The 19674-nt window shown below is 74.5% G+C and carries 19 protein-coding genes; 11 read left to right on the top strand and 8 right to left on the bottom strand.

Annotation, left to right across the window (positions count from 1 at the left end; translation table 11 throughout):
* Positions 1–19 precede the first annotated feature (19 nt).
* From AMPC_RS05900 to AMPC_RS05875, 6 genes are all read left to right on the top strand, one after another.
* Positions 20–199, top strand: a complete 180-nt coding sequence (locus tag AMPC_RS05900) for a hypothetical protein (protein WP_248345157.1) — start codon at positions 20–22, stop codon at positions 197–199.
* Positions 200–393: 194 nt separating this feature from the next.
* Complete coding sequence (locus tag AMPC_RS05895; RefSeq protein WP_248345155.1) at positions 394–2871, top strand: hybrid sensor histidine kinase/response regulator; 2478 nt, start codon at positions 394–396, stop codon at positions 2869–2871.
* 103 nt (positions 2872–2974) lie between these two features.
* Positions 2975–4009 (top strand): DNA polymerase III subunit delta', encoded by a 1035-nt coding sequence (holB, locus tag AMPC_RS05890; protein ID WP_248345153.1) that lies wholly within the window; start codon positions 2975–2977, stop codon positions 4007–4009.
* Positions 4002–5390, top strand: a complete 1389-nt coding sequence (locus AMPC_RS05885) for a DNA polymerase III subunit delta (protein WP_248345151.1) — start codon at positions 4002–4004, stop codon at positions 5388–5390. Before holB ends, AMPC_RS05885 begins: the two co-directional genes overlap by 8 nt.
* Complete coding sequence (metG, locus tag AMPC_RS05880) at positions 5387–7456, top strand: methionine--tRNA ligase (RefSeq protein ID WP_248345149.1); 2070 nt, start codon at positions 5387–5389, stop codon at positions 7454–7456. Before AMPC_RS05885 ends, metG begins: the two co-directional genes overlap by 4 nt.
* The gene (locus AMPC_RS05875; protein WP_248345147.1) at positions 7456–8238 is read left to right on the top strand and encodes a TatD family hydrolase; all 783 of its coding nucleotides are present in this window, start codon (positions 7456–7458) and stop codon (positions 8236–8238) included. Before metG ends, AMPC_RS05875 begins: the two co-directional genes overlap by 1 nt.
* Here the strand turns inward: AMPC_RS05875 and AMPC_RS05870 are convergent.
* Together AMPC_RS05870 and AMPC_RS05865 are read right to left on the bottom strand one after the other, a co-directional pair.
* Positions 8235–8960 (bottom strand): HAD family hydrolase, encoded by a 726-nt coding sequence (locus AMPC_RS05870; protein ID WP_248345145.1) that lies wholly within the window; start codon positions 8958–8960, stop codon positions 8235–8237. The two genes, AMPC_RS05875 and AMPC_RS05870, sit on opposite strands and share 4 nt — an antisense overlap.
* A gap of 18 nt (positions 8961–8978) precedes the next feature.
* Complete coding sequence (locus AMPC_RS05865) at positions 8979–10559, bottom strand: 3'-5' exoribonuclease YhaM family protein (RefSeq protein ID WP_248345143.1); 1581 nt, start codon at positions 10557–10559, stop codon at positions 8979–8981.
* 140 nt (positions 10560–10699) lie between these two features.
* Between AMPC_RS05865 and AMPC_RS05860 the strand changes: the two genes are divergently transcribed.
* From AMPC_RS05860 to AMPC_RS05845, 4 genes are all read left to right on the top strand, one after another.
* Positions 10700–11140, top strand: a complete 441-nt coding sequence (locus AMPC_RS05860) for a CBS domain-containing protein (protein WP_248345141.1) — start codon at positions 10700–10702, stop codon at positions 11138–11140.
* 158 nt (positions 11141–11298) lie between these two features.
* A complete protein-coding gene (locus AMPC_RS05855; protein WP_248345140.1) occupies positions 11299–11610 on the top strand; it encodes a TraR/DksA C4-type zinc finger protein in 312 nt (103 codons plus the stop codon).
* Entirely contained in the window at positions 11585–12271 is a 687-nt protein-coding gene (locus AMPC_RS05850) for a TatD family nuclease-associated radical SAM protein (protein WP_248345138.1), read from the top strand. Before AMPC_RS05855 ends, AMPC_RS05850 begins: the two co-directional genes overlap by 26 nt.
* 126 nt (positions 12272–12397) lie before the next feature.
* Complete coding sequence (locus AMPC_RS05845; RefSeq protein ID WP_248345136.1) at positions 12398–13837, top strand: sigma-54-dependent transcriptional regulator; 1440 nt, start codon at positions 12398–12400, stop codon at positions 13835–13837.
* A gap of 48 nt (positions 13838–13885) precedes the next feature.
* Here AMPC_RS05845 and AMPC_RS05840 read toward each other — a convergent pair whose 3' ends face one another.
* The 4 genes from AMPC_RS05840 to AMPC_RS05825 form a co-directional block, all read right to left on the bottom strand.
* Entirely contained in the window at positions 13886–14998 is a 1113-nt protein-coding gene (locus AMPC_RS05840) for a sensor histidine kinase (RefSeq protein ID WP_248345134.1), read from the bottom strand.
* The gene (locus tag AMPC_RS05835) at positions 14995–15702 is read right to left on the bottom strand and encodes a response regulator (protein ID WP_248345132.1); all 708 of its coding nucleotides are present in this window, start codon (positions 15700–15702) and stop codon (positions 14995–14997) included. The genes AMPC_RS05840 and AMPC_RS05835 overlap by 4 nt, the downstream gene beginning before the upstream one ends.
* A gap of 4 nt (positions 15703–15706) precedes the next feature.
* Positions 15707–16849 carry a sensor histidine kinase gene (locus AMPC_RS05830; RefSeq protein ID WP_248345130.1) on the bottom strand — a complete coding sequence of 381 codons (1143 nt, stop codon included), beginning with the start codon at positions 16847–16849 and terminating at the stop codon, positions 15707–15709.
* A 268-nt stretch (positions 16850–17117) separates the two neighbouring features.
* Positions 17118–17540, bottom strand: a complete 423-nt coding sequence (locus tag AMPC_RS05825) for a universal stress protein (protein WP_248345128.1) — start codon at positions 17538–17540, stop codon at positions 17118–17120.
* Between the two features lie 207 nt (positions 17541–17747).
* Between AMPC_RS05825 and AMPC_RS05820 the strand changes: the two genes are divergently transcribed.
* Positions 17748–18434 carry a CBS domain-containing protein gene (locus tag AMPC_RS05820; protein WP_248345126.1) on the top strand — a complete coding sequence of 229 codons (687 nt, stop codon included), beginning with the start codon at positions 17748–17750 and terminating at the stop codon, positions 18432–18434.
* 157 nt (positions 18435–18591) lie between these two features.
* On the opposite strand, the gene AMPC_RS05815 is transcribed toward AMPC_RS05820, so the two are convergent.
* Both AMPC_RS05815 and AMPC_RS05810 read right to left on the bottom strand, forming a co-directional pair.
* Complete coding sequence (locus AMPC_RS05815) at positions 18592–18780, bottom strand: Sec-independent protein translocase subunit TatA/TatB (protein WP_248345125.1); 189 nt, start codon at positions 18778–18780, stop codon at positions 18592–18594.
* Positions 18781–18817: 37 nt separating this feature from the next.
* Positions 18818–19474 (bottom strand): Crp/Fnr family transcriptional regulator, encoded by a 657-nt coding sequence (locus AMPC_RS05810; protein ID WP_248345123.1) that lies wholly within the window; start codon positions 19472–19474, stop codon positions 18818–18820.
* Positions 19475–19674 lie beyond the last annotated feature (200 nt).

The following is a 19674-nucleotide window of genomic DNA, read 5'->3' as shown; positions in this document are numbered from 1 at the left end:
CTCCGGCCTCCCACCTCCGATGGCTCTCCCGGACCCCTCCGCGCCGCCTCCGTCCCCCACCGCGGGTGGGAACCCTCCCGCGCGCCCGGCGCCAGCTCCGGCGGCGCGGCGGCTCGCCGCCGTGCTCAAGGGCGTGGCCGCCGGCGCCGCGCTCGGCCTCGGGTACAGCTTCCTCTCCCGGGCCCTCGGCTCGACCTGAAGCATCGCCTGCAACCCGGCGGTCGCCGGGGGGATGGGCGCGCTCCTCGGGGCGGTCACCTTCGGCCGGGAGGGGTGAGCCCGCGGCGTCGCCGCGGCCGGCCCGGTCCGCTCTCCGGCCTGCCCGGCAGGGGCCGGCCGCTTCCCTTTTCGGCCCGTTGAGGCGACACTTCCGCCACCCCCCGGTTCGAGCCAGTGGACAGCGACCAGGCGAGCTTCGGCGTCTCCTTCCGGCACTTCGGCCGCGCCCTCGGCGCCGCGGTGGCGCTCGCCGGCGCCCTCGTGCTCTGCGGCTGGCTGTTCCACCTCCAGGCGCTCAAGACCCTCGCGCCCGGCCACGCCAGCATGAAGGCCAACGCCGCCCTGGGCATGCTCCTGGGCGGGCTCGCGGTCTGGATCCTGGCGCCCGAGCCCCGGTCGCGCGGGGCGCGGCGGCTGGGGATGGCGCTCGGCCTCGCGGTGGCGCTGCTCGGGCTCGGCACCACCGCCGAGTACGTCGCGGTCGCCGACCTCCACCTCGACCAGTTCCTCTTCCAGGATCCGGTGGGGGACGTGCACCCCGGGCGCATGGCCCCGTCGAGCGCGCTCACGCTGCTCCTCGTCGGCTGCGCGCTGGTCCTGCTCGACTGGGAGACCCGGCGCGGGCACCGGCCGGCCCAGATGCTGGCGCTCACGGCGGCCCTGCTCCCGCTCCAGTCGATCGTGGGCTACACGTACGGGGTCGAGCCGCCCCTCGTCCGCGGCGAGACCGGCTCGCTCACCCTCCACTCGGGCATCGGGTTCGCGCTCCTCTGCACGGCGGTGCTGCTCTGCCGGCCCGAGTCGGGCTTCATGCGGGTGGTCTCCTCGGCCTCGCCGGTCGGGTTCGTGGCGCGCCGGCTGCTCCTCGCGGTGGTGCTCCTGCCGCTCGTGCTCGGCTGGCTCCTGCTCGTGGCAGGCGTCGGCTCCGGGCACGAGACGCTGCTCGGCGCCTCGTTCATGGTCGTCTCCGGCATCGTCGCCGGCGGCGTGGTGGTCTGGTGGAACGCGAGCACGCTGCTCCGGATGGAGGACGATCGCGGCCACGTCGAGGAGACCCTCCGCGAGCAGCGCGAGTGGTTCCGCACCACCATCGGCAGCATCGCCGACGCGGTGATCGCCTGCGACATGCGCGGGCGGGTCACCCTCATGAACGCCGTGGCGGAGGGGCTCACCGGCTGCTCCGAGGCGGGCGCCGCCGGCCGGCCGCTGGCGGAGGTCTTCCGGCTGCACGGCCCCGAGGGCGAGCGGCTGCCGCACCCCGCGGAGCGGGCGCTCGTGGACGGGGTGGTGAAGCTCCCGCCGCGCGCCGCCATCGACGGCGCCGCCGGGGAGATCCCGATCGAGGGGACCGCCGCGCCCATCCGCGACCGCCGCGGCCGCACCGCCGGCGTGGTGCTGGTCTTCCGCGACATGTCGGAGCGCCGGCGCGTGGAGGAGGCCCGCGCGGCGGTGCTCGCCCGCGAGAAGGCGGCGCGCTCCGAGCTCGAGCGGGCCAACCGGGCCAAGGACGAGTTCATCGCCACGCTCTCCCACGAGCTGCGCACCCCGCTCAACTCGGTGCTCGGCTGGGCCCGGCTCCTGCGGCTGGGGAAGCTGGACGCCCCCTCCACCGCCCGGGCGGTGGAGGCCATCGAGCGCGGGGCGACCACCCAGGCGCAGATCGTGGACGACCTGCTCGACGTCTCGCGCATCGTCCGCGGCGAGCTGCGGCTCGACGTCCGCCCGCTCGAGATCGTGCCCATCCTGGAGGCGGCCATCGACACCGTCCGCCCGGCGGCGGCGGCGCGCGACATCCTCATCACTGCCGTCTTCGCGGCGCAGGGCTGCGCGGTCTCCGGCGACGCCGGCCGGCTCCAGCAGGTGTTCTGGAACCTGCTCACCAACGCGGTGAAGTTCACGCCGGACGGGGGGCGGGTGGAGGTGCGGCTGCGCGGCGCCGACGGGCGCGTCCTCGTCGAGGTCCAGGACACCGGCAAGGGGATCGACGCGGAGTTCCTGCCGCACGTCTTCGAGCGGTTCCGCCAGGCCGACTCGAGCACCACCCGCGTCCACGGGGGCATGGGGCTCGGGCTCGCCATCGTCCGGCACCTGGTCGAGGCGCACGGGGGCACGGTGCAGGGCGAGAGCCCGGGGCAGGGGCTCGGGGCCACCTTCACGGTGAGCCTCCCGAACGTGCAGCTCCGCCCGCGGCCGCGCGCCGAGGCGGCCCGCCCGGCGCTGCGGGCGGCGCCGGAGCCGGGGGTCCCGGCGGCGCTCGGGGGGCTCCGGGTCCTCATCGTGGACGACGACCCGGACACGCTCGAGGTGGTGCGGCAGCTGCTCGAGCAGGCCGGCGCGGTGGTGTCGGCCGCCCGCGACGTCGAGGGGGCGCTCCGGCTGCTAGCGCAGGACCGGCCCGACGTGCTCGTGAGCGACATCGGCATGCCCGGCGAGGACGGCTACAGCCTCATCCGCCGCGTGCGCGCCCTGCCGCCCGAGCGCGGCGGCGCCATCCCCGCGGCGGCGCTCACCGCCTTCACCCAGACCGAGCACCGGCAGGAGGCGCTCGGCGCCGGGTACCAGCTCTACCTCGCGAAGCCCATCGGCCCCGCCGAGCTGGCGGACGCGGTGGCCCGCCTCGCCGGGCGCGAGGCGGCCGCGCGCAGCGCCTGACCCGGGCGCCGGCCGCCGCGAGAGGCGCTGCGCGCCCGCGCCCGCGCCCGCGCGTTCCGGCGGCGCGCCGTCCGGTCCCTTATGCTATTTTCGCGCTCCTCCCATGCCCTTCGCGGAGATCATCGGCCAGGACCGGGCCGTCGGTTCGCTGCGCGCCGCGCTCGCCCGGGGCGCGCTCCACCACGCCTACCTGTTCGGCGGGCCGGCCGGGGTGGGGAAGGGCGCCGCGGCGCGGCTGCTCGCCCAGGCGGCCAACTGCGAGGGGCCCGCGGCGGCCGGCGCCGACGCGTGCGGGGCGTGCGGCCCGTGCACCCGCATCGCCCGCGGCCTCCACCCCGACGTCCTCTTCCTCGCCGAGGAGCGCGAGATGGCGAAGGCCGGCCGCTGGGAGCCGAAGGGCGGGCGGACCCCCTCGAAGGAGATCGTCGTCGATCAGATCCGCGAGCTGGTGGACCGGCGGCTCGGGATGAAGCGCTTCGAGGGGCGCCGCCGGTTCGTGGTCGTCGACCCGGCCGACGCCATGAACGTGCAGGCGCAGAACGCGCTCCTGAAGACGCTGGAGGAGCCGCCCGACGACACCACCCTGGTGCTCGTCTCGTCCTCGCCCGACGGGCTCCTCGCCACCATCAAGTCGCGCTGCCTGCGCGTGCCGTTCGCGCCCCTGCCGGACGAGCTGGTCTCGGCGCGGCTCCTGGCGGAGGGCTGGGAGCCCGCGGCCGCCCGCGTGGCCGCCGCGCTCGCCGGCGGCTCGCTGGGGCGGGCGCTCGGGCTCGACGCCGAGGCCCTGGAGGAGCGGCGGCAGGCGGTCGAGGAGGCGGCCTCGCTCGACCCGGCCGACGCCGGCGCCTGGCTCGGCTACGCGGCCCGCGCCGGCAAGGATCGCGACCTGGCGCGCGAGACCTGCGAGCTGCTCCTGGTCTGGCTCCGCGACGTGCTCGCGGTGGGGGTGGCCGGCGACGGCGCGACGCTGGCGCTGCCGGATCTCGCGCCCCTGTCGCGCCGCGCGGCGGAGGCGCTCCCCCCGCCCGCGGTGCTGCGCCGCCGCGACCGGGTGCAGCAGGCCCTGCGGGCGCTCCGGCAGAATGGCGCCCCGGCCCTCGCGCTGGAGCGCATGCTCATCGGGTGGTTCCATGGCTAGCCCCGGTCCCCGCCGGCCGCGCGCCGCCGCCTCCCACACGCTCGAGGGCTGCCTCGCGGAGGCGCGCGCCGGTTCGCCCGCGCCGGTCTACCTCCTCGACGGCGACGCCTTCCTCGCCGCCCGGGCCGCCGCCGAGCTCTGCGGCGCGCTGGTGCCGGAGGCGCGGCGCGCGCTCGACCTCGTCGAGCTCGACCCGGCGGCCTCGCCGGCCGAGGTGGCGGCCGAGCTCGCCACCCGGGGCCTCTTCGGGAGCGGCAAGGTGGTGCTCCTGCGCGAGCCCGCCTTCCTCGCCTCGAAGGAGGACGCCCAGGGCGCCTTCGACCGCGCCCGCGAGATGTGGGAGAAGGGGCGGCAGCGCGAGGCGGCCCGGCGGCTGCTCGCCCTCGCCGCCAAGGCCGGCTGGAGCGCCGACGACCTCGCCGCCGCGCCCGGCGCGAAGAAGGGGAAGGGGGACCTCCCGGCGCTCGAGCGCGACCTCGGGCTCGACCTGGGGGAGGAGGGGCGCGCCTTCGTCGCCGCCGCGTCCGCCTTCGCCCGGGAGCGGGAGATGAAGGCCGCCCGCGACGACGCCTCCGCGCTCGACGCGCTCCTCGGGGACGGGCTGCCGAAGGGGCACGTGCTGGTGGTCGCCGCCGGCAAGGTGGACGGCCGGCTGCCGCTCGTGAAGAAGCTCGTCGCGGCGGGGCGCAGGGTCTCGCTGGCCATCGAGGTGGAGGGGCCGTTCGGGCAGGAGCGGCCGGTGCTCGGGCCGGTGCTCGAGGCGCTCCTCGCCGGGACCGGCAAGAGCGTGGACCGGGGCGCCGAGGCGCGCCTCGCCGAGCTCGTCGGCGACGACGCCCGGCAGCTCGCGAGCGAGGTGGCGAAGCTGGCGGCGTTCGTCGGCGACCGGAAGGTCATCCGGGCCGCCGACGTGGACGAGCTCGTCACGCGGGTCGCCGCCGATCCGTTCTTCGCCCTTGGCAACGCCGTCGAGGCCCGCGACCTGCCGCGCGCCCTGGGCGTGCTCTCGCGCAGCCTCGCCGACGGCGCGAGCCCGCACATGCTCCTCGGCTCGCTCGCGGCCACGGTGCGCCGGCTGGTGGTCGAGCGCGAGCGGGCGCGGGCGGCGGCGGGGGAGCGGCGGCTGCGCTCGGTCTCGGAGTGGGAGGCGCTGGTGCTGCCCTCCATCTCCCGGGAGGAGCTCGGCCAGAAGAAGCCCTACGGGTTCTGGATGAAGTACCAGGCCTCGCTCCGCTACGGGCGGGGCGAGCTGCTCGACTTCCTCTCGGCGCTGGCCGAGAGCGACGTCGCCATGAAGACCGGAGGCGAGGGGCGGGTGCTGCTCGAGCGCGCCCTGCTCCGCTTCCTTTCCAGCGAACCGACGACGAGAGGCGAAGCGTGAGCGAGAGACTCCTGGTGACCAGCGCCCTGCCGTACGCCAACGGCTCCATCCACCTCGGGCACCTAGTCGAGTACATCCAGACCGACGTGTACGTGCGCTGCCGGCGCATGCTCGGCGACGACGTGACCTACGTCTGCGCCGCCGACTCCCACGGCACGCCCATCGAGGTGAACGCGGCCAAGGCCGGCATGAGCCCCAAGGCCTTCGTGGAGAAGTACCGGGCCGAGCAGCACGCCGACTTCTCCCGCTTCGGCGTCGAGTTCTCGACCTACTACACCACCGACTCGCCGGAGAACGCCCGCTGGGCGCACCGCATCTACCGGGCGCTCAAGGCGAAGGGGCTCATCTACAAGAAGTCGGTCGAGCAGCTCTACTGCGAGCACGACCAGCGCTTCCTGCCCGACCGCTTCGTCAAGGGCACCTGCCCGAAGTGCGGCGCGCCCGACCAGTACGGCGACGGCTGCGAGCGGTGCAACGCCATCTACGATCCGCGCGAGCTCGTGGAACCGCGCTGCGTGCTCTGCGGCAACGCCCCGGTGGTCCGCTCCAGCGACCACGCCTACGTGAACCTGCGCAAGGTGGAGCCGGAGATCCGGGCCTGGGTGGAGGCGCCGGGCCACCTCGAGCCGGCGGTGCGCGAGCAGGTGAAGGGCTGGCTCGCCGACCTGCAGGACTGGTGCATCACCCGCGACGCGCCGTACTTCGGCTTCCCGCTCGACGACCCCGAGTTCCCGGGCAAGTACCTCTACGTCTGGCTCGACGCGCCCATCGGCTACATCGCCTCGGCCGAGCACCACTTCGCCGAGGAGGCCCGGGAGCGGCTCTCGCCCGAGGCGTTCGAGGCCCGCTACCTCGCCGCCGCCGCCCCGGCGCGGCTCGAGCACTTCATCGGCAAGGACATCCTCCGCTTCCACGCCGTCTTCTGGCCGGCCATGCTCCAGGCGGCGGGCTTGAAGACGCCCGACCGCGAGGCGGTCCACGGCCACCTCACCGTCAACGGCGAGAAGATGTCCAAGTCGCGCGGCACGTTCATCACCGCCCGCACCTACCTCGAGACCGGCCTCGACCCCGAGCTGCTCCGCTACTTCTACGCCGCGAACCTCGGGCCCGGCATCTCCGACCTCGACCTCTCGCTCGAGGAGTTCCGCAACCGGATCAACGCCGACCTCGCCAACAACGTGGCCAACCTCGCCTCGCGCGTGGCGGCGCTCGTGCCCCGCGCCGGCGAGCCGCTCTCCGAGACGCCGGAGCCGGCCATCGCCGAGGCCACCCGGGCGGCGCTCGATCAGGGGCGCAAGGCCTATCTGGCCCTCGAGCTGCGCGAGGTGGTGCGGCTCGCGAGCCAGGTGGCCGGGCTCTGCAACAAGCGGCTCCAGGAGCAGAAGCCCTGGGAGGATCCGGCCTCGCCGGCCTCGCGCGCGCTGCTCTTCTCGGCCGCCAAGGCGCTCGCCGGCGTCGCCGTGCTGCTCGGCCCGGTGATGCCCGGCTTCACCGCGAAGCTCCTCGCCGCCTTCGGCCAGGAGCGGCCGAGGACCTGGGACGAGGGCTTCGACCCGTTCGCCGGCGCGCCCGTCCGGATCGCCGAGAAGCCGCCGCAGATCGCGCGCGTGGACGCGAAGCTGGTCGAGAAGCTCATCGTCCCGGCGGAGCCTCCGAAGGTCGTGAAGGCGGCGAGCCCGGCGGAGGGGGCCGCCAAGGCCTCGGCCCGCGCCCCGGCCGCCCCGCCGCCGCCCCCCGGGGTCATCGGCTACGACGACTTCGCCCGGGTCGAGCTCAAGGTGGCGCAGGTGAAGGCGGCCGAGAAGGTGGAGAAGGCCGACAAGCTCCTCAAGCTCACCGTGGACGCGGGCGAGCCCGAGCCGCGCACCATCGTCGCCGGCATCGCGCTCGCCTACCCGGATCCGGCGGCGCTCGTCGGCAAGAAGATCGTGGTGGTGGCGAACCTGGCCCCGCGGGCGCTCCGCGGGATCACCTCGCAGGGGATGCTCCTCGCCGCCGGCGAGCCGCCGAACCTCACCGTGGTGCAGGTGGGCGACGCGATCGCCCCGGGCACGCGGGTGAAGTGATGCCGCGCCTGCTCGACTCGCACGCCCACCTCGACCGCGAGGACTACGCCGGCGACCGGGACGAGGTGATCGCGCGGGCGGTGGCGGCCGGCCTCTCGCGGATGGTGCTGGTCGGGCTCTGGCGCGCGCCGGGGTCGTTCGGCGACGCGCTCGAGCTCGCCACCGCGCGCCCCGACCTCTTCAGCGCCACCGTCGGCGTCCACCCCCACGAGTCGGTGGACGTGCCCGAGGCGGACTGGGCCGCCCTCGAGGCGCTCGCCGCCGATCGGCGCGTGGTCGGGGTGGGGGAGACCGGCCTCGACTTCCACTACGACCACTCCCCGCGCGCGGTGCAGGAGGCGGCCTTCCGCCGGAGCTTGCAGCTCGCGCGCGCCGTGGAGAAGCCGGTGGTCATCCACCTGCGCGAGGCCGACGACGTCTGCGCCCGGGTGCTGGCGGAGGAAGGGCTCCCGGCGGCGGGCGGGGTGATGCACTGCTTCACCGGCGGCTGGGAGCGGGCGAAGGCCTGGCTCGACGCCGGGCTCCACCTCTCGATCGCCGGCGTGGTCACCTTCAAGAGCGCCGACGACCTGCGCGAGGCGGTGCGCCGCGCGCCGCGCGATCGCGTGCTCGTCGAGACCGACTGCCCCTTCCTCTCGCCGGTCCCGTTCCGCGGGAAGCGCAACGAGCCGGCCTTCGTGGCGAAGACCGCCGAGAAGGTGGCGGAGCTCTGGGGCGTGAGCGTGGACGAGGTGGGGGAGCGCACCACCGAGAACGCGCGGCGGCTGTTCCGGCTGCCCTAGCCGCCCCAGCTGCCCCACTCGTCGGCGGTGTCGGGGGGCTCCGCCCCCTTGTTCCGCTCCTTCCACTCCACCACCGGCCAGCCGCGCCGCTCGGCGACGGCCCGGAACGGCGCCTTGGGGTTGACCACCACCGGGTGGCCGACCGACTCGAACAGCGGCTCGTCGGCGAGCGCGTCGGAGTAGAGGAAGCTCTTCGCGAGGTCGAGGTCGTAGCGCTCGGCGAGCCGCTCCACCGCGGCCCGCTTCCCGTCGCGGAACACGACCGGGGGGATGATCTGGTCGGTGGCCCGCCCGTCCACGATGCGGGTGCGGGTGCCGAGGGCGGCGTGCACGCGCAGGTGCCGCGCCACCTCCTCGATGATGTACTGCGGCGAGCCGGAGGCCACGACCACGAAGTGGCCCGAGAGCAGGTGCTTGCGCACCTGGCGCACGGCGCCGGCGGTGATGCGCTTCTTCAGGTGGCGCTGGAAGCAGGCGTGGGCGTGGGCCTTGAGGTCGTCGGCCCGGAGCCCGAGGTGGCACTTCGAGCCGACCTCGACCATGTCCTGCTCGGTGAGCCGGTGCCGCGCGTACTCGTAGATGACGCGCGGCACCCTGGCCCGCACCTCCGGCAGCATCAGCTTCTCGCTGTAGAGGTACCAGGTGAAGATGGTCCCGGCGTTCCCGTCGAGGAGCGAGTCGTCGACGTCGAAGATCGCCGCCACGCGGCCGAAGGGGACCACGCTCCACCTCCTCGAGGGCTACTGGCCGGTCGGCTCCCCGCCGCCCTGGGGCTGCTCGGGGGTGGCCGGCGCCTCGGCCTGGGCCGCGGGGGGCGGCTCGGGCGGCGGCGCCGCGGAGGTGGCCTCCGCCGGGGCGGCCGGCTCCTGCGGCTCGGCCTGGGCCGGCTCGCCGGACTCGACCTTCTGCGCCAGCGCGGCGAACGGGTTGTGCGTCAGGCCGGCCGCCTTGGCGGGCCGGGCCTGCGGGCCCTTGTCGCCCGGGAGCCGCGGACCGGTGTAGCCGCGCCGCCGGTCGCCCGGGCCGCCGGCCCCGCCCGGACCGCCGTGGCCGCCGGGGCCGTGGCCGCCCGGACCGGCGCGGTGCTCGCGGCGATCGGGTCGCTCGGGCCGGTGCGCGGGGGCGCCCTCGGGGCGCGCCTCGGCCGGCTGCGCGGCCTCGCCGGCGGGCGCCGCCGCGGCCTTCTCGCGGGCGGGCTGCTCGCGCCGCTCCTTCTGCGGCTGCTTCTTCTTCGGCGGCTGGGCGCCGCGCCGCGGCTCGTGGGCGCGCCCCTCGCGCGGCACGTAGATGACCGGGGTCATCACCTCCGCGGGCGGCCCCTTCTTCTCGGCCTGCACGGTGGGGAGGGTGCCCCGCCAGATGTGCTGCTCGTAGACGTTGTTGGAGTCGGTCCAGCGGCGCGTGCCGCCCTCGCCGCCCATGAGGTTGAGCCAGGAGTTCACCCGGCTGTCGAGCTCGTCGAGGTAGTGCGTGAGCAGCGCCTCGAGGGTCATGGGGAGCTTCGGCGAGCCGTACTCGTACCGGCCGTGGTGCCCGAGCACGAGGTGGACGAGGTGCTGCTCGAGGTCGCGGGGGATGCCGACCCGGCGCGCCTTGTCGTGGATCCACTGGGCCGTCATCACCAGGTGGCCGATGAGCCGCCCCTCGTCGCTGTACTCGATCTGCCGCTCGAAGGAGAGCTCGCGGATCTTGCCGAGGTCGTGGAGGAAGGCGCCGGCGACCAGCAGGTCGCGATCGACCTGCGGGTAGTGGTCGGCGAGCCGGTGCGCGAGCTTGAGGCAGGAGACGGTGTGCTCGAGCAGGCCGCCCGGGTAGGCGTGGTGGATGCTCTTCGCGGCCGGGGCTCGCCGCAGCCGCTGGGCCACGTCCTCGTCCTCGAGGAAGGCCGCGAGCAGCTTCTTCACGTTGGGATCGACCACCGCCTCGACGATGGCGGCGAGCTCCCTCCAGAGCGCGTCCTCGGCCTCGGTGAAGCCCGACTTCTCCGGCTTCTTGGGCTCGGGCGGCGGCGCCCAGGCGAACTCCGCGGGATCCACGCCGGCGGGGTCGGCCTTCTCGACGGCCTCGAGCCGGAGCTGCGGCTTCCCCTGGAACAGGCCGACGGTGCCCTCCACGTCCACGTAGTCCTTGTCCTCGAAGCGCGCGGCGAGCTCCTCGATCCCCTCGAACGCGCGGGCCTCGAGCTCCCCCGTCTTGTCGTGGAAGGTGACCGCCAGGTAGGTCTTGCCGCTCTTCGCGGTGGGGATGGCCTTGCGGGCGACCAGGAAGCGGCTCTTGATGCGCTCCCCTTCCTTGACGTCCTTGACCCAGATCTTGTCCATGGTCCGCGGAAGCTAACTGATGGCGCGGGCAGAGACAACCGGAATGGCTCCCCTGCGGGCCTGCGAGAGACCCCCTCGCCGGCGCCGCGCCGGCTCCTCCTGGCATCCACCTTGCGGCTGGGGGGGAGGGGGGATCCGCCGTGTCCAGACAGACCGTTCAGCGGTTCATGACCGTCAGCCCTTACGTGATCTCGAGCAGCGCGACGCTGGCGCACGCGCACCGCGTCATGCGGGAGCGGAACATCCGCCACCTGCCGGTGGTGGACGAGGACCGGCTGGTGGGGCTCGTCTCGCAGCGGGACATCTACATGCTCGAGACGCTCCGGGGCGTGGACCCGCTCACCGAGACGGTGGCGGAGGCCATGACCGCCGATCCCTTCGCGGTGCCGCCGGAGGCGCCCCTCGACGAGGTCGCGCTGGCCATGGCGCGCCGGAAGTTCGGGTCGGCGGTGGTGGTGGACGGCGGCGTGGTGGTCGGGCTCTTCACGACGGTGGACGCCCTGCGCGCGCTCGCCGCGGTGATGCGCCGCGGCCGCCGTCCCGCGCCGCCGGCCGAGGAGGAGCAGGCCGCTCGACCCTGACCTGGGGTGCGAGGAAGAGACGCAAGCTGTGCGCTGTTCGCGGGCTCCAGCGCAAGTTCCGCATCGCAATATGGCGTGAAGTCGCGCCCTTGTGCGCGGGCACGGCTCGTGAAAAGCGGTCCGCCCGGAGGGTGGGCCGCGGTCGCGGCTCCATTGTGATGAGCCGGATCGACATCGACGCCAGGACGCTGCTCCAGGAACGCCGCCAGGCGCTGCGCCACCCGCGCCGCGCCCTGGCGCGCGCGCAGGGCGGGGGGGCCTGGGAGGAGTGGGGCGGGGACGCCGAGCCGCTGGCCGCCGAGGCCCGGCGCGAGCTGCACGAGATCGAGGCGGCGCTCTCTCGCATCGAGGAGGGGCGCTACGGCATCTGCCAGGCGTGCGGCGGGCCGATGGGGCTCCAGCGCTTGCGCGCCATCCCGGAGGCGCGGTATTGCCTCGCCTGCAGTGGAAACCACCACGCCGACGACTGACCCGACCCCGGTTCACGCCTACGTCCTCGGCGACGCGCTCTACCTCAACCTGACGAGCGCCTGCACCCTGGCCTGCACCTTCTGCCCCAAGATCCGGGACGGCAGCTTCACCGTCGGCGGCTTCGACCTCCGCCTCTCCCGGGCCCCCGGCGTGGAGGAGGTCTGGGCGGCGGCCCTCGCGGCCGGGCTCGCGGGGCGGTCCGAGGTGGTCTTCACCGGCTTCGGCGAGCCGACCCGCCGCCTGCCCGTGCTGCTCGAGCTGGCGCGCCGGCTCAAGGCCGCCGGCGTGGCCCGCGTCCGGGTGGACACCGACGGGCTCGCCAGCCTGCGGGAAGGGCGGGACGTGGTGCCGGAGCTCCGCGCGGCGGGCGTGGACGCGCTCAGCGTGTCCCTCAACGCGCCGGATCCGGCGACCTACGTCCGGCTCTGCCCCAACGCCTTCGGCGAGCGGGCCTTCGGGGCCGCCTGCGACTTCATCCGGGAGGCCGCCCGCGCCTTCCCCGACGTGGCGGCGAGCTGCGTGGGGGTCCCGGGGCTCTCGCGGGAGGCCTGCGAGGCGCTGGTCCACTCGCTCGGAGCCCGCTTCCGCTGGCGCCCGTACGACCGGCTCGGCCGCCTCGAGACGACCCCCGCCGCCGGCTCGCCCCCGCGCGCCGGCTGAGGGGCAACCCCGCGGCCGCCCGACACGGGGCCGGGCGCCGGTATTGCTGGAATGCTGCCCGCTCTCCGTGCATTCTATGCGTAGCTTCCGCAGCCTTTGCGTGCGGAGGTGCGACAAGGGGAGCGCATGGCAGACCTGGTGGGAGGGACCTTCCCGGATCGGAGCTCCGGCAAGGAGCGGATCCTGATCGTGGACGACGAGCCCAACGCTCGGAAGGGGCTCGCCGACATCCTCCGCGAGGAGGGCTACGACATCCGGGAGGCGACCGACGGCGAGGAGGCGCTCGCGCAGCTCGTCGAGTTCGCGCCGGCGGCGGTGCTGACCGACGTCCGCATGCCGCGGATGGACGGCATCACCCTGCTCAAGCGCGCCCGCGAGCTCGGCTCGGAGGCGGTCTTCGTGATGATGACCGCCTTCGCGAGCATCGAGACCGCCGTGGAGGCGATGCGGGCCGGCGCCGAGAACTACCTGGTGAAGCCGCTCGACGACAAGGCGGTGCTGGTGGTCCTCGAGAAGGCGCTCGAGAAGCTGCGCCTGAAGCGCGACACCGCCAGCCTGCGCGAGCGGGTGCGCGAGCGCTACCGGTTCCACAACATCGTCGGGGACGCGCCGGAGCTGCAGGCGGTCTACGAGGTGGTGAAGCGGGCCGCGCCGACGCGGGCCACCGTCCTCATCCTCGGCGAGTCGGGCACCGGCAAGGAGCTCATCGCCCAGGCGCTCCACGAGGAGTCGGAGCGCAAGGACAAGCCGTTCATCAAGGTGAACTGCGCCGCGCTCTCCGAGACCCTGCTCGAGAGCGAGCTCTTCGGCCACGAGAAGGGCTCCTTCACCGGCGCCATCGGCCGCAAGGAGGGGCGGTTCGAGCTCGCCGACGGGGGCACGCTCTTCCTCGACGAGATCGGCGACATCTCGCCGGCCCTCCAGATCAAGCTCCTGCGCGTGCTGCAGCAGAAGGAGTTCGAGCGGGTCGGCGGCGTGCAGACCATCAAGGTGGACGTGCGCGTGGTGGCGGCGACCAACCGCGACCTCGCCGCCGAGGTGAAGACCGGCAAGTTCCGCGAGGACCTCTACTACCGGCTCAACGTGGTGGCGGTGACGCTGCCGCCGCTCCGGCAGCGCAAGGGCGACATCCCGGCCCTCGTCACCCACTTCGTGGAGAAGTACGCGAAGGCCTACGGCAAGGACATCCGCGACCTCGCCCCGGGCACGCTCAACGCGCTGCTCTCCCACGACTGGCCCGGGAACGTCCGCGAGCTCGAGAACGTGGTGGAGCGGGCCGTGGTCCTCTGCAAGAGCAGCCAGCTCACCGCCGACGACCTCCCGCCCACCCTGCGCGGGCCGCGGCCGAGCGACCGCAGCGCCGGGGCCCTCATCCCGGGCGCCACGCTCTACGACATCGAGCGCGAGGCCATCCTGCGCACGCTCGAGATCGTGGGCGGCAGCACCTCCCGCGCGGCCGAGATCCTCGGCATCAGCGTCCGCAAGATCCAGTACCGCCTGAAGGAGTACGGCTCGGGCGGGCGGCGCGGCGGCGGCGAGGACGAGGGCGAGGAGCAGGCCGGCTGACCGGGCGCGGGGAGGGCGGCGCCGGCCCTCCCGCGGGTCGCCCTGGCGTCAGTCGGCCCGCGGCAGCGCCAGCGTGAACCGCGCGCCGCCCTCGGGCGACTCGCCGGCGGAGATGGTCCCGCCGTGCTGGGTCACGATGGCGTGCACGATCGACAGGCCGAGGCCGGAGCCGGCCGCCTTGGTGGTGAAGAAGGGCTCGAAGATCCGCTCGCGCAGCTCGGCCGGGATGCCCGGGCCGTTGTCGTCCACGTGGATGAGGACGTCGGCGCCGTCGGGCGCCTCGAGCACGCTCGTGAGCCGGACGAAGCCGCCGGGCGGGAGGGCCTCGACCGCGTTGAGGGCGAGGTTCATCACCACCTGGCGCAGCCGCTCCTCGTCCCCGCGCACCGGGGGCACCGGCTGGAAGTCGCGGATCACCTGGACCCCGCGCCGCTCCGCCTGCCCCTCCACGAGGTCCAGCACCTTCTTCAGCACCGTCTCCACGTCCACGGTGTGCGCCACGAACTCCCGCGGCCGGGCGAACTGGAGGAAGTCCTCGAGGATGTGGTCGAGCCTGCGGATCTCGTCGCGCACCAGCGAGAGCGGCTCGAGGAGCGCCGGCTGCTGCCCCTCCGCGGGCAGCTTGTGGATGCGCCGCTCCAGCACCGTGAGCTGCAGGGCGGCGGCGTTGAGCGGGTTGCGGATCTCGTGCGAGAGGCCGGCGGTCATGGTGCCGATGGCGGCCAGCTTCTCGGCCGTCTGGGCGCGGCGGGCGAGCTCGTGCTTCTCGGCGTGCAGCCGCACCTGCCGCATCGCCTGCTCCACGGTGACGAGGAGCTCCTGGGTGGCGCAGGGCTTCACGAGGTAGGCGCAGGCGCCGGCGCGGACCGCGGCCATGGCCGACTCGAGCGTGGCGAAGCCGGTGAGGAGCACCACCTCGCCGTCCGGCGACGCCTCCTTGAGCTGCGGCGCCAGGGCGGTGCCGTCGCCGTCGGGCAGCCGCAGGTCCACGAGGGCGACGTCGAAGCCCTCGGTGCCGGCGACGTCGAGCGCGGCCGCGCAGCTGGCGGCGCCGGTGACGTGGTACCCGGCGTCCTCCAGGATCTCCCGGAGGTTGTCCACGAGGTCGCCGTTGTCGTCGACGATCAGCAGGCGGGGGCGGCGGGGCGTCTGGGGGGTCATGGCGCGGGCGGGCGGGCGGCGTGGAGCCGCTCCAGGGCGGCGAGCAGGGCGGCGGTGTCGAACGGCTTTTCGAAGCGCCCGGCGCAGGCGAGCGGGGGATCGGCGGGGACGCCGCTCACCACGATCACCGGGAGCCCGGGGAAGCGGGCCACGAGCCGGCGCATCGCCTCGCCGTCGGGTCCGCCGGGGAGCCGCAGGTCGCAGAGCGCGGCGAAGGGGCGCACCGGGCCGAGCCGCTCGGTCTCGGTCACCGACGCGGCGGTCACGGCGGCGAAGCCGCGGGTGCGCAGCGCCTCGGTCAGGTTGTCGGACTGGTGGGGGTCGTCCTCGACCACCGCCACCAGGCCGTCGCGGCGCGCGCCGGCGAGGAGCTCGAGGAGCCGCCCGACCGGCACCGGCTTCGGGAGCACCGCCAGCAGCCCCTCGCGGCGGGCGGCGGCGAGGTCGTCGTCGGCGGCGTGGGCGGTGACCACCATGGCCGGGAGCCCGGGATCGACGCGCCGCAGGTGGTGCACCACCTCGGCCCCGCCCATGAACGGCATGCGCATGTCGGTGAGCAGCGCGTCGAACCGGCGCGAGCGCGCGAGGACGAGCGCCTCGGCGCCGCCCTCGGCCACCGAGACCTCGTCCCCGGCGTCGCGGACGATCTCGGCGAGGTTCTCGGCGAAGTCCCGGTTGTCGTCGACGACGAGGTAGTGGCGCATGGCGTCAGCGGGTGGGGAGGGTGACGACGAAGCGGGCCCCCGCGCCGTCCCGGGGAGCGTACGCGATCGTGCCGGCGTGGCGCTCGACGATCCGCTTCACCAGCGCGAGGCCGAGCCCGTTGCCCTTCTCGCGGGTGGTGATGAGCGGCTCGAAGAGGCGGCGGCGGACGTTCGGGTCCACCCCCGGCCCGCTGTCCTCGACCGCCACCTCGACCGCGCCGTCCGCGGCGCGCGCCTCCACCCGCACGCTCCCCGCCGGCGCCGCCGCCTGGACCGCGTTGTCGAGCAGGTTCACGAACACCTGCCGGAGCTGGAGGGCGTCCCCGAGCGCGTCCGGAAGCCCCTCGAGCCCGTCGAGCCGCACCTCCACCCCGGGCGGCCGCTTCACCGACTCCTCGGCCGCGCGGAGCACCGGCTCGAGCGCGACGCGGGCCCGCGCCAGCGGCCGGTTGCGGATCATGTCGAGCAGGTTGCCGATGATGCCGTTCGCGACGCCGAGCTGGTCGCCGATCCGGTCGAGGTGCTTCTTCGCCCGCTCGTCCTCGCCCATCCGCCCGCGGAGGATGTAGAGCGAGGTCTCGATGACGCCGAGCGGGTTGCGCAGGTCGTGGCCGATCGAGCCGACGAGCTGGCCGAAGGTGCTGAGCCGCTCCGCCCGCGCCGCCTGGGCGAGGAGGTCCTCGCGGTAGGTGTGGAGCATGATCGCGAGCTCGAGATCGAGCACCTTGCCGGCGGCCTGCCGGGCCGCCGCGAGCGAGGGCGGGTCGTGCAGGTAGCGCCGGTCGATGACGTCGTTGAGCTCGCGCCGGATGACGTTCATGGCGCCGAACATGTAGTGCTGGGGCAGGGCGATGTGGACGTGGTAGCGCCCGATCCGGCAGCGGAGCTCGAAGTAGGCCTCGTCCCAGGGGCCGGCGAGCAGCCGATCGAGCCAGGCCTGCAAGGTGATCTTGAGGTGGCCGACCTGCGACTCGCCGCCGGTCAGCGACTGGCGCGCGCCCGCGTGCGAGAGGATGCGGTCGTAGAAGACCTCCGAGATCCGGCCGAACTCGGGCACGGCCACGGCGTGCAGCCGGCGCAGGGCCTCCTCGTCGTCCGGGCCCCACTCGACGTAGCGCTTGAGCTCCCCGAACAGGGTCTCGTCCATGCACTCCGGTTCTATCCGGGTGCTTGACTGGAATCAATCGGAGCAAGCGGGCGCCCGCCCGCGACGAACGATGCGGCAGGAGAGGAGCACGAGCGCAGGCGAACCTCGCTCTGCGACCGGGGAGGGGCCCCAGCGCAGCTGGGGAGGGGCAACGCCCCTCCAGCCGGGCGAGCCCGCGCGCCCAGGCGCGAGGGCGTAAGGGCCCCGGCGAGCAGGGGTGGGGCCCCGGCGAGCTTCGCTCGGCGGGGCGGGGGCGCAGCCCCCGTTACTAATGACTCACCAGCACCGGCTTCGGGCTGATGTGGACCATCCGATCGCAGACGCTGCCGAGGAACATGCGGGCGACCGCTCCGCGGCCCCGGCTGCCCACGACGACCAGGTCCACGTCCGGCGCCACCGCGGCCTCGGCGAGGGACTCGGCGGGCGCGCCGTACATGACGAGCGAGTCCACGTCGAGCCCGGGCTCGTCGAGCTTCACCACCGCGTCGCCGAGCAGCTTCTCCGCGTAGGCGCGGTGCTCCTTCTCCACCTCCGCGATGGTGAGCCCGTAGGCGTCGGGCGGCAGGAGCATCCGCGGGACCACGTAGACCAGCGTGAGCCGGGCTCCGAACCGGACCGCGATGTCGGCCGCCAGCCGGGCCGCCTTCGCCGAAGCCTCGGACCCGTCCACCCCCACCAGGATGCGCTTCATGGCGAACCTCCTTTCCTGATCCTTTCAAGGGGGATGCCCGCCGTAAAGCGCTCGCCGAGGGGCTACCCGGTGCAGAAGGTGCCGCGCCGCCGGGCGCGAGCGCAGAATTCGCGCCCCAAAACCGTTGAATATCCGGATCTTGCCCAGATTCGCCCCGGCCCGAACCGGCACGGCTCCTGAATGACGTTCCGCCCCGGAGGACACCCGATGACCGCCTCGTCCCAGCCGCACCTTCGCGCTCGCGCCCTCGAGATCCACGCGCTCCAGATCCTGTCGGCCGGAGGGCGCTGGACCACCGTGTCGAGCGTGCGCTGCCCCGACCGCCGGCAGTCGATGGCGCTCGACCTCTGCCTCTCCTGCGACCGGAGCGGCGGGATCACCGGCGCCCCGGCGGGCGCGGACCGCTTCGTGGACTGCCACGGCGCCGGCCCCGACCTCCGCCCGGCGGCGCGCGACGCGGCCGATCCGGAGCCCTCGGCCGCCGACCGGACCGCGGTCGGCGCGCTCTGCGCCCGGGGCGTGGTCGCCGTGCGGAGCGATCTGCCGCTCGCCGAGGTGGCGCCGCTGCTGCTGGAGCGCGACCTCGACGCGCTCCCGGTGGTGGACGCCGAGGGCCGGCCCCTCGGCATCGTCTCCAAGACCGACCTGCTCCGGCCGGGCGCCGGCGACGCCACCGTCTTCGACGGCATGACGCACGCCGCGCTCACCGTGCCCGAGGGCGCGCCCGTCTCCGAGGCCGCGTCGCTGATGGCGGCGAACGGCGTGCACCAGCTGCCGGTGGTGGACGGGGAGGGGAAGGTCGTCGGCCTCCTCGGTTCGCTCGAGGTGCTGCGCTGGCTGGTGCAGCAGGACGGCGCGCTCCTGCCGAGCGCGGGCAACCTGCAGGGACGCTAGCCGCGCCCGAGGCCGGGGAGCGCGCTCGCGAGCCGTCCTCGCGGGCGCCGCTGCCGTCGCGCGCGGCTCGCTCCCGGCCCCGGACGCAAGAACGCCCGCGAGCGCAGCGCGCCGCGGGCGTCCTCGTCTCCGGCGGTGGAGCGCCGCTCGGGCCGAGCTAGCTGGCCTTCTGCGACTTGGTGGCCGGCTCCTCGTCGTCGTCCGCGCGCGCTTCCTTCATCGCCTTCCGGAAGCTCTTCATCCCCTCGCCGAGCCCCTTCCCCAGCTCGGGCAGCTTGCTGCCGCCGAACAGCACGACGACGACGCCCAGGATGATGAGCAGCTCCGGCATTCTCAGACCGAACATGGATTCACCTCAAGTGGGTTCTCTAGACGGAACAGCGTCAGGCGGCCACATCTTCCATCGCGATGGCGGCGAGCCGCCGGGCGTCGAGCACCCGCACGCCTCGCGAGGCGTCTACCACGCCGTCCTTCTCGAGGCGAGTGAGGCAGCGCGACAGGGTCTCGGGGCGCATCCCCAGCAGGCGCGCCACCACCTGCTTGCGGACCGCGTTGGGCCGGTCGGCCAGGAAGCGGGCGTGGGCGAGCGCGAACCGGGCCACCCGGGAGAGGCAGTCCCCCTGGCGGAAGTTCACCTCGTCCCGCTGCTGGCGGGACTCGGACAGGAGCAGGTCGAGGACCACGCGCGCCGGGCTCCGCTCGGGGCCGACCCAGGTGCTCATCGCGTCCCCGGAGATGCCGCAGAGCTTCACCCGGGAGAGGGCGCGCACCTCGCACGGGGAGGGCTCGCCGTGGAGCGCCTCGGTGCAGAGGAGCGCCGTCGGGCCGCGCAGGGTGAGCTGGAGCTCGGCGCCCTTGGGGCTCACGGCGGAGAGGCTCACGAACCCCTCCTTGATGAAGTAGACGGTCCGGGGCCGCTCGCCCTGGGCGCAGAGCGTGGCGCCGGCTTCGCGGGTGGTGGGGGAGAGCTTGCAGCGGCCGGCCGAGGCGATGCCCAGCGAGCAGGCGTTGCAGTCGTTGACGGGTGAGATGGAAAGCAAGGGGTCCTCCCGGGCCGCGCTCGAACGAAATCTTGATCGCGGTCTGTTTGCACAACCCAGGCCCGGAATTTACGAGCATTTTGATGCAGAGCTTGCGCCTGGACCGGGATCAAGGTCCACCGTGCGCAAAGTTTTCAGCGCGGGTCCGGAGGACGGCGGAGTTCGGGCTGGATGGGTAGGGGCGCGACGGGAGAGTATCG

This window comes from Anaeromyxobacter paludicola (genome assembly GCF_023169965.1).
Taxonomy (GTDB): Bacteria; Myxococcota; Myxococcia; order Myxococcales; family Anaeromyxobacteraceae; genus Anaeromyxobacter_B; species Anaeromyxobacter_B paludicola.
The sequence above is the reverse complement of the archived record's forward strand: the minus strand, read 5'-3'. Positions and strand labels throughout refer to the sequence as shown.